Origin of the sequence: Mammaliicoccus sp. A-M4 (genome assembly GCF_022386955.1) — a bacterium.
Classification (GTDB): domain Bacteria; phylum Bacillota; class Bacilli; order Staphylococcales; family Staphylococcaceae; genus Mammaliicoccus; species Mammaliicoccus lentus.
The window spans coordinates 18,686-32,313 of the sequence record NZ_JAJNHH010000017.1; the positions used below are offsets into that span (position 1 = coordinate 18,686).

The following is a 13,628-nucleotide window of genomic DNA, read 5'->3' on the forward strand; positions in this document are numbered from 1 at the left end:
CATGAAAGCGAGTTAGAGGGATTAAAGTCCTGACTCGCTTTTTTTAATCACAAACGAATTTTAAATTAATATAAAACTCATTAGGAGAATAAATAATGAAAAGGCTAATACTATCCATTTCTGTGTACTGGTTTGTTGTACAAATGATTATTTCTACATTGGGTACTTTAATAGATAAACGTTACTTTGAAAAATATCATTTTTTATTTAAATCATGGCCAATAGAATCAGAAGGAAGGCTATGGGAAAAGTTATTTAAAGTGAAATCTTGGAAGAAATTACTTCCAGATGGACACAAAATGAATCACGCAATTAAAAGTAAAAAGACTATAGAAGAATTAGAATCTGAACAGTACATCAATGATTTTATTTTAGAAACGAGAAGGGCTGAATTTATACATCTGTTATCTATGTTGCCAGCTTTAGTATTCTTGAAATCATCTAGAAAAGTTAAATTTATAAATATTGTATACGCAATTGTTTCTAATGTACCTATTATCATTGTCCAACGTTATAATAGGCCGAAATTAGAAAGGTTTTATTATAAAAAGTTCGTTGAAAGAAAAGGGAAACACAATGAATAAAAATATAGTTGTCATTGGAGGTGGCTTAGGTGGTATTTCTGCTGCCATTAGAATGGCTCAAGAAGGCTATACAGTAGATTTATATGAACAAAATAATCATATTGGTGGGAAAGTAAATCGCTTAGATGTTGAAGACTTTGGATTTGATTTAGGGCCTTCTATTTTAACGATGCCTAAAATATTTAAGCGACTTTTTAATTATAGTAACCGTAATTTAGAAGATTATGTCACTATTAAAAAGCTTGATTTACAAATTAGAAATTTCTTTTCAGATGGCACGGTTTTAGATTTTTATGATCAAATAGAAGATATTTTAAAAAATAATGAAATGGTAAATGAAAAAGATGCAAAAGAACTCAACAATTTTATGAATTATGCGAAAAGCATTCATGATATTGCAGAAAAAGGCTACTTTAATGAGGGTTTAGATAGTTTAACTTCTATTGTTAAATATCATGGTCCTTTTGAAGCTTTAAAGAAATTCGATTATTTTCATACGATGCAACAAGCCATTAACAAGAGGATTACTAATGAATATTTAAGAGAAATTCTTGGTTATTTCATTAAATATGTTGGGTCTTCTTCCTATGATGCCCCAGCAGTTTTAACACTTTTACCTCAAATGCAGTTTGAAGAAGGCTTATGGTACGTAGAAGGTGGTATTCACAAATTAGTAGATGCGATGAAACAACTTGCAGAAGAATCAGGCGTGAATATTCATTTAGGAGAGAAAGTGATTGATATGCATTTGAATGATTCTAAAGATATTGAATCTATCACTTTAGAAAACGGTCCAACAATTTATGCTGATTACTTTATTTCAAATATGGAAGTATTGCCTTTATATCAAAAATTATTAAATTTCGAACAAAACAAAATAGATAAATTAGAAAAAAAGTACGAACCTGCTAGCTCAGGTTATGTTATCCATTTAGGCGTGAATAAACTGTATCCTCAATTAAAGCATCATAACTTTTTCTTTTCATCGAATTCTAAAAGGAACTATGACGAAGTTTTTCATAAATATCAATTACCTCAAGATCCAACGATTTATGTTGTAAATCCTAATAAAACGGACGCTACTCAAGCAACTAATGGGTACGAAAATATAAAAATTTTACCGCATATACCTTATATACAAGATAAACCTTTTACTGAAGCACAATACAAAGCATTCTATGAGTTAATTCTGGATAAGTTAGAAAATATGGGTTTAACAGATTTAAGGAAACATATCGTATATGAAGATATCTGGACGCCCAATAGAATTGCTTCAACGTACGGTTCGCATAAAGGGGCTATATACGGAGTAGTATCTGATCGTAAGAAAAATAAAGGTTTTAAATTTCCTAAACATAGTAAATACGTTAATAATTTATACTTTGTTGGTGGAACAGTTAACCCTGGAGCAGGTATGCCAATGGTTACTTTAAGTGGAATGCAAGTTGCAGATATGCTGATTCAAAAGAAAGAAAGCAGTGATTAAATGATCGGAATAAACTATTTTATTTCATTAATGATTGTTATTTGGTCGATGATTAGCGGCAAGTTGATGTTCCTTTACAGAAGATTGATTGATGTTAACCAAATGACAGCAGAAACACCGCCAATTAGTATTATTATACCTGCTCGAAATGAACAATCTAATCTTCCGAAGTTATTAAAATCTATCAATGCAAACAATACAAAGACTGAAGTAATAGTCGTTGATGATGACTCTACTGATGATACTCTTGGAGTCGCTGAAGCATGTGGTGCCAAGGTAATAAAAGTGAGCGGGCACTCTAAATATAAAGGTAAATCTAATGCATGTTGGCAAGGAGCATTACAAGCTAGTCATTCATTTTTACTTTTTATAGATGCTGACATTGAATTGACAGCAAAAGAAAGTTTGTCACGTATATACGGACAATATGAGAAGCAGTCATGTAAAGGCCTATTATCTATTATACCATATGATTAAGAATAAATATGAAAATTTATCAGCTATCTTTAATTTATTTACATTAGTCGGTATGAACGCATTTTCATATAAGCATCACAACAATAAAAATATAGGAGCTTTTGGACCAGTTGTATTTACAAATAAACAAGATTATTTAACAACTGAAGGCCATCTCAACGTACAAGGAGCTATTATAGAAGGTTTTGCAATTAGCAAAGCTTATGACAAGTTAGGCTTACCTGTGGAAATATATGAAGGAGCAAATATCGTTAACTTTAGAATGTATCCAGAAGGATTATCAAGCTTAGTCAATGGATGGTCTAAACATTTTGCTTCAGGTTCATCTATCACGAAACGAAGTGTGATGTTTATGACGATGAGTTGGTTATTTGGATCAATTACATCTGTCTTACTCATAATATTTGGGTTAAAGAAAAGTATGAAAGCTCTGATAATATCGTTAATAATGTATGGAAGTTACGCGTTACAATTTCTAATTTTAATTAAAAGAGTAGGGAATTTTAATAAAGTAATATCACTATTACATCCTGTTTTTTCATTATGCTTTGTCATCATTCACGCAAAATCATGGATGGATATACATGTGTTTAAAACAGTTAAATGGAAAGATAGAAAAATAGATTTGAATGCTAAATTGGAATCTAGGGGTGAGAAGGAATGAAACAGTTAGATAAAGACTATAATTATTGTCATAACATTATGAAGACCCACTCAAAAACTTTTTCTTATGCTTTTGATTTTTTAAAAATAGATAAAAAAAGAGCAGTTTGGACTGTTTATGCGGTTTGTCGCATCATAGACGATAGTATTGATAGAGATCAAGACTTAAACCAGTTATTAAAAATAGAATCCGATTTAGATGATATTTATAACGATGAATCTAAAGATTTTGAAAGTAATGTTGCTATTATGAGAGCATTTAAAGACACACTGAAACATTATGCTATACCACATCAACCTCTCTTAACATTAATCCAATATGTTAAAAATGATTTAGAATTACGTCAAATTAAGACGGAAGAACAGTTCTTTAATTATTGCTACGGTGTTGCGGGTACAGTTGGAGAACTATTGATACCTATATTAGCTTCGAAAAATCATAGTAATTATTCATCAGCAAGAGAAGCTGGTATTGATTTAGGTAAAGCAATGCAAATCACTAATATATTAAGAGATGTTGGGGAAGATTTTAAAGAAAATCGAGTTTATATAAGTGAAGAGAAGTTAAATCAATATGAAATAAAACTATCAGACATTTATCAACATGGTGTTACAAAATCCTATATCAATCTATGGGAGAGTTATGCTTATGAAGCACGTCTACTGTATGAAAAAGCTTTGAATAGAATTAAAGATTTTGATGAAGATGTCCAATATATTATTGAATTGGCTGCTCGTGCTTATTTTGAAATTTTAGAAGAAGTAAGAAAATCGAATTACACTTTGCATACAAAAGTTTATGTAAATAAAGTGAGAAAGATATCAATATATAATGAAATTATGTCAAAATATAAAAGGAGGGGAACACCATGAAGATTGGAATTGTAGGTGGAGGCGTTTCAGGCTTGGCTGCTGCAGCAAGGTTATCTGCAAACGGACATCAAGTTGATCTATATGAAAAAGGAGAGCAAGTTGGTGGTAGAATGAACCAAATCAAACAAGATGGATTTACGTTTGATATGGGTCCAACTATTGTCATGATGCCTGAAATATATCGTGATGTATTCAGTTACGCAAATAGAGACATGGATGAATACTTAGAAATTAAACAGTTACCTTACATTTATGATGTCTATTTTAGTGAGGATGATAAAGTAAGAGTTCCGACGGATTTAGCTCAACTAAAAGACATGTTAGAAGGTATTGAACCTGGTTCCACACATGGCTTCATGTCTTTTCTAACTGACATATACAAAAGATACGAAATTGCTCGAAAATACTTTTTGGAGCGTGCTTTTAGAAAGCCAACAGATTTCTATAATCCATTTACTTTGTACCAAGGCTCGAAATTAAAAACACTCGATACTGCTGATAAGCTTATTGCAAAATATGTAGATAATGAAAAAATTCAAAAGTTATTAGCATTTCAAACGTTGTATATTGGTATAGATCCAAAACGTAGCCCCTCTTTATATTCAATTATACCTATGATTGAGCTTATGTTTGGAGTTCACTTTATCAAAGGTGGCATGTATAGTTTTGTAAATGCACTTGAACAGTTAAATCGAGAATTAGGCACTCAAATTTATACGAATTCAAGCGTTGATGAAATCATAATTGATCAAAGGTTTAAGCGTGCGGAAGGTCTAAAAATAAATGGTAAAATTGAAAAATATGACAAAATATTATGCACGGCAGATTTTCCTTATGCTAAATCAGAATTAATAAAAAAAGAAAACCAGCCTAAAAAATATACTACTGAAAAAATTAATAATATGGAATATTCCTGTTCAGCATTTTTAATGTATTTAGGTTTAGACAAAGACTTAACAGATGAACTTTTGATACATAATATTGTTTTCTCAGAAGATTTTAGCAATAACATTGAAGAGATTTTCGAAGGGGAACTATCAGAAGATCCATTCATTTACGTATATGCTCCTAGCGTAGAAGATGAAACATTAGCACCAGAAGGAAAAACAGGTGTATATGTATTAATGCCTGTTTCAGAATTAAAAACGGGGAAAGTCGATTGGTCAGATGAGAAATCCATCGAACAAGTGAAAAATATCATTTATAAAAAGTTATCAACTGTAAAATCATTAAACAGCATAGAAGAACATATAGTGACAGAAATGATATTTACGCCAGAAGATTTCAAAGATAAATACAATGCTAAATTCGGATCAGCATTCGGTTTAATGCCAACATTGGCACAAAGTAATTATTATAGACCACCCAATGTAAGTAGAGAATATGCTAACTTATACTTCGCAGGCGCAAGCGTACACCCAGGCGCTGGCGTACCAATCGTACTTACAAGCGCAAAAATTACAACTGAAGAAATGCTGAAAGATATGAAAGATGGGAAATAGGCAATGAAATAGCGTAAGCATCAAGGGTTGTGTTACGTGAGTCAACGTTGAAGTTAATTCAATAAGTAAAGGGCTAAGACATTTATTTTTGTCTTAACCCTTATTTCATATTACTTTATTTTTTGAGTTTTTTCGTCTTATTTTTAAGTTTAAATTACCTATGATTGCTGCTGAGGTGATAACTAATAATATACCTATAATTTGCCATATATTTAATACATCACCTAAGAAAATTACGCCAGATAGTATCGCTATAATTGGTTCCATCGTTGATAAAATGGAGGCTGTGCTTGCTTCTAGGTTTTTTAGACCAGATGTATATAATAGGTATGCTAGAACAGTAGCGATTAGTGACAATGCTATTGACGGAGTTAGTACTTCTATTTTAGTAAATTGATTGGCTTTTGTTGTGATATCACTAAAGATAAGCATGAAAATAGCAGTATATAAGAAATTATAAGTTGTGATTGTTAATGCTGAATATTTACGTGTGATAGGTTTGCTGAAAATAGTGTACAGTGCGAAACAAAACCCTGATAACAGTCCAAGTATGAGTACACTTATAGAAACTTCTATATCACCACTTGGTAAAAATCCAACAACAAAACTACAACCAAAGACAGCTATGATTAATGCTAATATCTTTTTAATAGTAAATGCTTCTTTGAAAAATATTCTACTTAAAATCGTGACAAAAATTGGCCCTGTATATAAAAGTGTGACCGCTAAAGAAAGTGTTGATTGAGAAAAAACTTCAAAGTAAAAATAATTAAACAACGCTGTACTTAAAATACCTGCACATGCAAAGTTAATATGATCTTTTAAATTTGTTTTTAAGAGATGAGGATATCGTATCAACATAAAAATAAACAAAAACACAAATGTGAATACACCTCGAATAGCCACGACTTCCCATGCAGTAAACCCTTCTTTGTATAAAGGATTAACAAATAATCCAATAGTTCCCCATAAACCCGCACCACACATTGTCATGATATATGTTTGTAAATTCGTGCGCTTCACAACATAACCCCCAATCAAAGATATTAAATACAGTATAAAGGTTTCAGTGTAAAAAAACTTCTTTATATTTAAGTTCTTTAAAAAATTAAATAATCATTCATGTTAAATAACTGAAAATTATATAATTCACAATATTGTAACTATTCACATTTCGTTTAATTTGTTATATCATTTAAATTGTATTGGAAATTAAATTTTAAAGGAGTGAGCACATGAATAAGTTTTCGAAATATGTTGTAACGGCTTTATTAACGGGAGCTTTCACAGTTTCAGCACCACTCTCTACATACTCACCTGTAGCGAATGCAAGCGGATCAGGTGCACCAACGATGGAACAGGAGAAACAGCAGCAACAAACCGATCTTGGTTCTGAGAATATCATGGCTGTTTCATGGTATCAAAATTCAGTAGAAGCTAAAGCTCTATATTTACAGGGGTACAATAGTGCTAAAGTGCAACTGGATAAAGAAATTAAGAAGAATGATGGGAAAGAAAAACTTGCTATCGCACTTGATTTAGATGAAACAGTTTTAGATAATTCGCCTTATCAAGGATATGCGACATTAAACAACAAAGAGCATCCAGAAGGTTGGCATGAATGGATAGAAGCAGCAAAAGCAAAACCAGTATACGGTGCTAAATCTTTCTTAGAATATGCAGATAAAAAAGGTGTAGACATTTACTACATAACTGACAGAGATGAAGATAAAGACTTCGAAGCAACTAAAAGAAACTTAAAAGAACAAGGTATTCCACAAGCAACTGATAATCATATCATGTTAAAAGGCAAAGATGATAAGAGTAAAGAACCACGTAGAAAACAAGTGGAAAAAGATCATAAACTTGTGATGTTATTTGGAGATAACATTTTAGACTTCGGTGACCCTGAAAAACCAACTGCTAAAGAACGTGAAAAATTCATTCAAGAACATAAAGATGATTTCGGTAAGAAATACATTATATTCCCAAATCCTATGTATGGAAGCTTTGAAGCAACATTGTATAACAACAACTATGATATTAGCGACGAAGAAAAAGATCAGCTAAGAAAACAATCAATTAAACAATTTAACCCATCAACAGGTGAAGTTGAATAAAATTTAAGCAAAGTAAATGGATTATATACAGTTGAACAAGCTAAAAATTATTAAATTTTTATTTTAAGATAGTTCCATATTAAGTATATGGGACTAGCTTATTTCTATATAAAAATAAACAATAAAAGATGGGAGAATCATTTATAAAAAGAGATAGCATAAATGAGGAGGGGTAAAATGAATGGTGATTTATGGTTGATATTAATCACAATACTAGGTATAGGATTATTACTATATTTAGTAATGGTCTCAAAAATGCAGGCGTTTGTTGCTCTTTTAATTTCTAGTATTCTTATTGGACTAGCTTCAGGTATGAACTTGAACAAAATTGTAGAAACTGTTGAAGAAGGAATGGGAGGAACATTAGGCTTTATAGCTGTAGTAGTTGGCCTCGGCGCTATGTTCGGAGAAGTATTAAAAGTCTCTGGTGGTGCAGAAAGGTTAGCTTTAACGATGGTTAATAAATTTGGAGAAAATAAAGCACAATGGGCACTAGGTATAACAGGTTTCATTGTTTCCATTCCGGTATTTTTAGATGTCGCATTAGTGATATTAATTCCTATCGTCTATAGTTTAGCCCAGAAAGCTAAAAAGCCAATTTTATTCTATGGTATTCCTTTATTAGCTGGGTTGGCAGTTACACATGCATTCGTACCTCCAACGCCTGGTCCTATAACAGTAGCAAAAATGCTAGGAGTAGATTTGGGATGGGTTATTCTATTTGGTATTATAGCCGGTATTCCTGCTATGATTTTAGCGGGGCCTATTTTTGGAACATTTATAAGTAAAAAAGTACACTTAGATATGCCAGATATCGCTAAATTACATGGAGAAGTAAAAGATATAAAATCAGAAAAAGACTTACCTAGCTTTGCTTTAGTAGTAAGTCTAATCTTAATTCCGCTAATACTAATACTCATTAACACTGTGTCGGGGGTAGTCTTACCGGACGGTCTTGCTAAGGATATTCTAACGTTTATTGGACATCCATTTATCGCTTTAATTATTACAGTACTTTTAACATTTTGGTTATTAGGAACTAGAAGAGGTTACACTAAAAGCGATATTCAGGAGATTGCAACTAAAGCTTTAGAACCAGCCGGTATTATCATTTTAATTACTGGTGCAGGTGGAGTGTTCAAACAAACGTTAATAGACAGTGGCGTAGGTAAGGTGATGGGTGAGTTTATGGCACAATCTAACTTACCAATCGTAATGGTCGCATTTCTAATAGCGTTATTTGTTCGTGTAGCACAAGGTTCAGCAACAGTCGCAATGGTTACAGGAGCAGGATTAGTATCACCTATCATAGCCGATATGTCAGTGTCACAACCAGTATTAGGATTAATTACAATTTCTATCGCAGCAGGTTCTACAGCCGTTTCGCACGTGAACGACTCAGGGTTCTGGTTAGTAAATAGATTCTTTGGAATGACAGAAAAACAAACCCTTAAAACATGGACAGTTATGGAAACAATTGTAGGTTTCGTAGGATTTGCTGTTGTGATGATTTTAAGTTTGTTTATTAAATAATTAAGTTGTTAATTAAAGCTACTAGTTTATTTGAGACTAGTAGTTTTTTGTGATTTGGATAGTAAATTTCTTAACCAAACCATTAGTATTTGTAACAAGTCAAACGACTATACTAATCATGAGCAATCTCCTATTTATGAGAGATGTAAGTATTGGAGGTATACTGTTACTACTTAATACAAACACGTATGTTGGACTTATTAAGATTACTAAAAGTATAATATGTTGACAAACTTGTAAAAAGTGATAATGTATTATGAAAGCGATTACGAAGGAGGAATGGATTTGATAAAAGGCCTTATTTTTGATTTTGATGGGCTTATCCTAGATACAGAAACAGCTTGGTATGAATCTTATTTTGATGTTTTAAAATCAAAATATAATTATGAATTGGATCTTAAAGACTTTGTTAAATGTGTCGGAGCAAATAATGAAATACTTTTTAAAATTTTAAAAGAAGACTTAGGTAATAAGTTAGATGAAGACCAAGTATTTAAAGAAGTTCAGGAAAGACATCAAAATATAGTTTCAGAGAAACCTCTTAGAGAGGGTGTTCTAGATTATCTTAAGGAAGCTAAAAATTTAGAATTAAAACTTGCAATTTGTACAAGTTCAAAAGAAGAATGGATAAATAAACATTTGACTAATAAGGGAATTATTGAGTATTTTGATTGTTTTGTGACTGCAGATGTTGTAGAGAGAATAAAACCGCATCCAGACTTATTCAACCAAACAATAAAAAGTCTAAACATTGATAAAGAAGAATTGTTAGTATTTGAAGACTCTTTAAACGGACTTTTATCCTCAGAAAAGGCGGGAATAAAAACGGTAATTTTCCCTAATCCAGTAACTGAACATTTAGATTTCACAGGTGCAAATAAAATTTATAAGAATATGTCAGAAATTGCTTTGGAAGATTTATTGAAGCAATTTTAAAAAGGACTAAAATGGAGCAAAAATCCTCATTTTTATAAAAAAGGGATATTTAATCTATAAGGAGCAAATTTATGGATAGTTATAAATTAAAGTTTCAAAAACATCTACATGAATTAACAAAGAGTGAACAAAAAGTAGGGAATTATGTACTAGATAATATGGAAAGTGTCGTCCATAAAACAGTCAAAACTCTTTCTCATGAAGTTAATGTAGGAGAAACAACAGTATTAAGATTTTGCAAAAAACTCGATTATAAAAGTTTTAGTGATTTTAAACTGGGGTTATCTAAAGATTTATTCAATTTAGAAGGTATAAAGAATACAAATGAAATGGGGCAACTAGAGAGTTATATTTACCAATCTATGTTTAATATTCAAAATGCAATTGAACAAACATATAAACAATTAGATTTTAATACAATCCAAAAAGTTGCTGAATTATTAAAAAGTGCAAAAAGAATTTTATTTGTTGGATCATCTGCTTCAGGTATTACTTCAGAATATGCTCAAAATAAATTTATTAAAATCGGCAAAAATATTGAATATTATTCTGATAATCATATGGAGTTAATGAATTGTTCAACTGTTACATCTGAAGATGTTGTTGTTGCAATTTCTTCAAGTGGATTAACGAAAGATACTGTTAACGCTACATCTTTAGCTAAATCTGCCAACGCAAAAATAATTACTATTACTAACTCTGAAAACAATCCTTTAACTAAGTATGCGGATTATTGCATATTCACTATAGGTAAAGAAATTTTGCTTCAAGGTGGCTCAATAGAAAGTAAAGTTTCTCAAGATTTTATTATAGATACAATTTATCAAGCTATGCTCTTTGTTGATGAGGGAGAGTATAAGCAAGCAATAGAAAAATCATCAATATCTATCGTAGATAAAATATATTAGGAGGCTCAATTATGAATAAACTTAAAATTGGTGTCATTGGTTTAGGTTTTATGGGAGAGCAACATGCAAAAATTTTGTCTGAATTACCTCAAGTTGAATTATTAGGTGTATGTGATTTAGATAAAAATTTAGCAACATCAATTGGAGAAAATTTAGATACAAAAGCGTATTTCGATACAGATGAATTATTAAATTCACCTGATTTAAACGCAGTTTTAATTTGTACTTCTGACCATTTACACAAAGATATAGCTCTTAAAGCTATAGAAAAAGGTGTGAATATCTTTATTGAAAAACCGCTTGCTGATACAAATGAAGATGCCGAAGAAATTATTAAAGCGTATGAAAAATCGAACGTACGATTAATGGTAGGTCATACTTTACATTGGGATCCTCGTTATTTTGAAGCTTCTAAACAATTTGAATCTGGTGTTATCGGGGAGCTGATTCATTTATTTGCCCGTAGAAATAACTCAATAGAAAATGGCGAACGATTAAAAGGAAGAACTTCCGTTATTAAGTTCTTAGGTGTACATGACTTAGAAGCTATCGAATGGATTACACAAGATAAAATTATTGAAGTCTATGCTACAGCTGTTTATAAAAGACTTAAAAAATATAATACACCAGATACGATTATTACTAATTTCAAACTATCTTCTGGTGCTATTGGAAGCTACGAAACAACATGGGCTTTACCTGAAAATCACGTTAACTTAGATGCTAAATTGGACATCGTAGGCACATCGGGGGTGCTAAACATTAATATTGTTAATCAAAATATTAATGTGTACACAAATGAAAGTATAAAATATCCAGATCCAATCACTAATATTGACTTATATGGCAAACAAGCAGGAATTCTAAAAGAAGAACTTTCTACTTTTGTTAATAATATAATCGAGGATAAAGAATTTCCAATCAGTGTTAACCAAGCACATAGAGCCATTAAGATTGTTGAAGCTGTCGAAGAATCCATTGAATTAGGACAACCAGTTAGAATAGAACCGTAAATATAGAGGGGATGGTTTTATGGCAAATAATACAAATTTGCGTGTTAAAGTTCAAAGAGTCGGTAGTTCGCTAAGTAATATGGTTTTGCCTAACTTAGGTGCTTTTATTGCTTGGGGGTTATTAACTGCAATTGCTGTACCTACAGGTATAAAATTATTTAGTGACTTTGTAGATCCAATGCTTCATTATTTACTTCCTCTACTTATTGCTTTTACTGGCGGGAAAATGGTTTACGAGTTTAGAGGAGGAGTTGTAGGTGCTGTTGCAACAATGGGTGTCATTGTTGCAGCCGATATTCCAATGTTTATTGGAGCAATGGTGATGGGGCCTTTATGTGGTTTAGCAATTAAAAAGGTAGACCAATTATTGCAAAAGAAAACACCTACAGGATTTGAGTTGTTAATAAATAACTTCTCAGCAGGAATCACTGGTGCGCTTCTAGCGTTAATTGGTTCATTACTTGTAGGGCCTGTTGTTGTACTTTTAACATCATTTTTAGAGGCTGGCGTTGACTTAATGATTAAAATTCATGCGCTTCCTTTAGTAAGTATATTTATTGAACCAGCAAAAATATTATTTTTAAATAACGCTATTAGCCAAGGTATTTTAGCACCTATTGCTACAGGACAGGTAGCTGAACAAGGAAAATCTATGTTGTTTTTACTTGAAGCAAACCCAGGGCCAGGTTTAGGTGTACTACTTGCATATATGTTCTTTGGTAAAGGTTCATCTAAAACTTCTGCGTACGGCGCAAGTATTATTCACTTCTTTGGAGGTATTCATGAAATATACTTCCCGTATATCCTAATGAAACCTAAATTACTGATTGCAACTATATTAGGTGGTATGTCTGGAATTACGATACTAATGCTGTTTGATGCAGGTTTAGTTAGTATTGCTTCACCAGGTAGTATTATACCTATAATGTTGTTAACAGCTTCGGATAGTTATCTTGGCGTTATATTAAGTGTACTTGTTGCTACTATTGTTTCCTTTGTTATAGCTGGATTACTTCTGAAATTTGATAAATCTAATACTAATGATTTATCTGAAGCGACGAAAGAAATGGAACAAATGAAAGGGAAGAAAAGTCGTGCAACTCAATTTTTAACTAGTGATGAATCAGCAGAAGAACCTTCTTTAAATAATGTAAATCATATATTATTTGCATGCGATGCAGGAATGGGTTCAAGCGCTATGGGTGCTTCAATTGTAAGGAAAAAATTGAAAAAAGCTAATTTAGAAAATATTGACGTTAGTAATGTAGCAATTAGTAATTTGCCTCAAGAAGGAGAAATTATTATTACACATAAAGATTTAACAGAACGAGCTCGAGAAAAACAGCCAGAAGCTTATCATATTTCTATCGAGAATTATATGAATACTCCTGAATATGATAATTTAATTGAAAAGCTTAGTGAACAAGAAAAAAATAATAATGAAGATGAATAAAATGTAATTAAGTAATTAAGTATATTAACAAAAACATAAAAAAAGCGCGTTTTCTCTGATGTAGAAAACGCACTTTTTTA

The 13,628-nt window shown here is 31.5% G+C and carries 13 protein-coding genes; 12 read left to right on the forward strand and 1 reads right to left on the reverse strand.

Annotated elements, in window-relative coordinates; translation table 11 throughout:
• Nucleotides 1–95 precede the first annotated feature (95 nt).
• From LQ682_RS12535 to LQ682_RS12560, 6 genes are read left to right on the forward strand one after another with little or no spacing between them, the layout of a single operon-like run.
• Nucleotides 96–584: a glycosyl-4,4'-diaponeurosporenoate acyltransferase CrtO family protein gene (locus LQ682_RS12535; protein ID WP_194200314.1), complete on the forward strand. Its 489-nt coding sequence runs from the start codon at nt 96–98 to the stop codon at nt 582–584.
• Nucleotides 577–2,070 carry a phytoene desaturase family protein gene (locus LQ682_RS12540; protein ID WP_239724477.1) on the forward strand — a complete coding sequence of 498 codons (1,494 nt, stop codon included), beginning with the start codon at nt 577–579 and terminating at the stop codon, nt 2,068–2,070. The genes LQ682_RS12535 and LQ682_RS12540 overlap by 8 nt, the downstream gene beginning before the upstream one ends.
• Nucleotides 2,071–2,547, forward strand: a complete 477-nt coding sequence (locus tag LQ682_RS12545; protein ID WP_239724491.1) for a glycosyltransferase family 2 protein — start codon at nt 2,071–2,073, stop codon at nt 2,545–2,547.
• Nucleotides 2,540–3,211 carry a hypothetical protein gene (locus LQ682_RS12550; protein ID WP_239724492.1) on the forward strand — a complete coding sequence of 224 codons (672 nt, stop codon included), beginning with the start codon at nt 2,540–2,542 and terminating at the stop codon, nt 3,209–3,211. Before LQ682_RS12545 ends, LQ682_RS12550 begins: the two co-directional genes overlap by 8 nt.
• A complete protein-coding gene (locus LQ682_RS12555; RefSeq protein ID WP_239724493.1) occupies nt 3,208–4,083 on the forward strand; it encodes a phytoene/squalene synthase family protein in 876 nt (291 codons plus the stop codon). Before LQ682_RS12550 ends, LQ682_RS12555 begins: the two co-directional genes overlap by 4 nt.
• Entirely contained in the window at nt 4,080–5,585 is a 1,506-nt protein-coding gene (locus LQ682_RS12560; protein WP_239724494.1) for a phytoene desaturase family protein, read from the forward strand. Before LQ682_RS12555 ends, LQ682_RS12560 begins: the two co-directional genes overlap by 4 nt.
• A gap of 105 nt (nt 5,586–5,690) precedes the next feature.
• Here the strand turns inward: LQ682_RS12560 and LQ682_RS12565 are convergent, their stop codons facing one another.
• Nucleotides 5,691–6,608: a DMT family transporter gene (locus LQ682_RS12565; RefSeq protein ID WP_082892502.1), complete on the reverse strand. Its 918-nt coding sequence runs from the start codon at nt 6,606–6,608 to the stop codon at nt 5,691–5,693.
• A 212-nt stretch (nt 6,609–6,820) separates the two neighbouring features.
• Between LQ682_RS12565 and LQ682_RS12570 the strand changes: the two genes are divergently transcribed.
• From LQ682_RS12570 to LQ682_RS12595, 6 genes are all read left to right on the forward strand, one after another.
• Nucleotides 6,821–7,705 carry a 5'-nucleotidase, lipoprotein e(P4) family gene (locus LQ682_RS12570; protein WP_239724495.1) on the forward strand — a complete coding sequence of 295 codons (885 nt, stop codon included), beginning with the start codon at nt 6,821–6,823 and terminating at the stop codon, nt 7,703–7,705.
• 177 nt (nt 7,706–7,882) lie between these two features.
• The gene (locus tag LQ682_RS12575; RefSeq protein WP_017000412.1) at nt 7,883–9,238 is read left to right on the forward strand and encodes a GntT/GntP/DsdX family permease; all 1,356 of its coding nucleotides are present in this window, start codon (nt 7,883–7,885) and stop codon (nt 9,236–9,238) included.
• A gap of 285 nt (nt 9,239–9,523) precedes the next feature.
• The gene (locus LQ682_RS12580; protein ID WP_239724496.1) at nt 9,524–10,174 is read left to right on the forward strand and encodes an HAD family hydrolase; all 651 of its coding nucleotides are present in this window, start codon (nt 9,524–9,526) and stop codon (nt 10,172–10,174) included.
• Between the two features lie 71 nt (nt 10,175–10,245).
• A complete protein-coding gene (locus LQ682_RS12585; protein ID WP_239724497.1) occupies nt 10,246–11,082 on the forward strand; it encodes a MurR/RpiR family transcriptional regulator in 837 nt (278 codons plus the stop codon).
• 11 nt (nt 11,083–11,093) lie between these two features.
• The gene (locus LQ682_RS12590; protein WP_239724498.1) at nt 11,094–12,095 is read left to right on the forward strand and encodes a Gfo/Idh/MocA family protein; all 1,002 of its coding nucleotides are present in this window, start codon (nt 11,094–11,096) and stop codon (nt 12,093–12,095) included.
• 19 nt (nt 12,096–12,114) lie between these two features.
• Nucleotides 12,115–13,548, forward strand: a complete 1,434-nt coding sequence (locus LQ682_RS12595) for a PTS mannitol transporter subunit IIBC (protein ID WP_239724499.1) — start codon at nt 12,115–12,117, stop codon at nt 13,546–13,548.
• Nucleotides 13,549–13,628: the final 80 nt, after the last annotated feature.

What these genes read in the sequence shown, in the direction of transcription:
- LQ682_RS12535 (WP_194200314.1), top strand. Translation starts at nt 96, where the DNA reads ATGAAAAGGCTAATACTATCCATTTCTGTGTACTGGTTTGTTGTACAA.
- LQ682_RS12540 (WP_239724477.1), top strand. Translation starts at nt 577, where the DNA reads ATGAATAAAAATATAGTTGTCATTGGAGGTGGCTTAGGTGGTATTTCT.
- LQ682_RS12545 (WP_239724491.1), top strand. Translation starts at nt 2,071, where the DNA reads ATGATCGGAATAAACTATTTTATTTCATTAATGATTGTTATTTGGTCG.
- LQ682_RS12550 (WP_239724492.1), top strand. Translation starts at nt 2,540, where the DNA reads ATGATTAAGAATAAATATGAAAATTTATCAGCTATCTTTAATTTATTT.
- LQ682_RS12555 (WP_239724493.1), top strand. Translation starts at nt 3,208, where the DNA reads ATGAAACAGTTAGATAAAGACTATAATTATTGTCATAACATTATGAAG.
- LQ682_RS12560 (WP_239724494.1), top strand. Translation starts at nt 4,080, where the DNA reads ATGAAGATTGGAATTGTAGGTGGAGGCGTTTCAGGCTTGGCTGCTGCA.
- LQ682_RS12570 (WP_239724495.1), top strand. Translation starts at nt 6,821, where the DNA reads ATGAATAAGTTTTCGAAATATGTTGTAACGGCTTTATTAACGGGAGCT.
- LQ682_RS12575 (WP_017000412.1), top strand. Translation starts at nt 7,883, where the DNA reads ATGAATGGTGATTTATGGTTGATATTAATCACAATACTAGGTATAGGA.
- LQ682_RS12585 (WP_239724497.1), top strand. Translation starts at nt 10,246, where the DNA reads ATGGATAGTTATAAATTAAAGTTTCAAAAACATCTACATGAATTAACA.
- LQ682_RS12590 (WP_239724498.1), top strand. Translation starts at nt 11,094, where the DNA reads ATGAATAAACTTAAAATTGGTGTCATTGGTTTAGGTTTTATGGGAGAG.
- LQ682_RS12595 (WP_239724499.1), top strand. Translation starts at nt 12,115, where the DNA reads ATGGCAAATAATACAAATTTGCGTGTTAAAGTTCAAAGAGTCGGTAGT.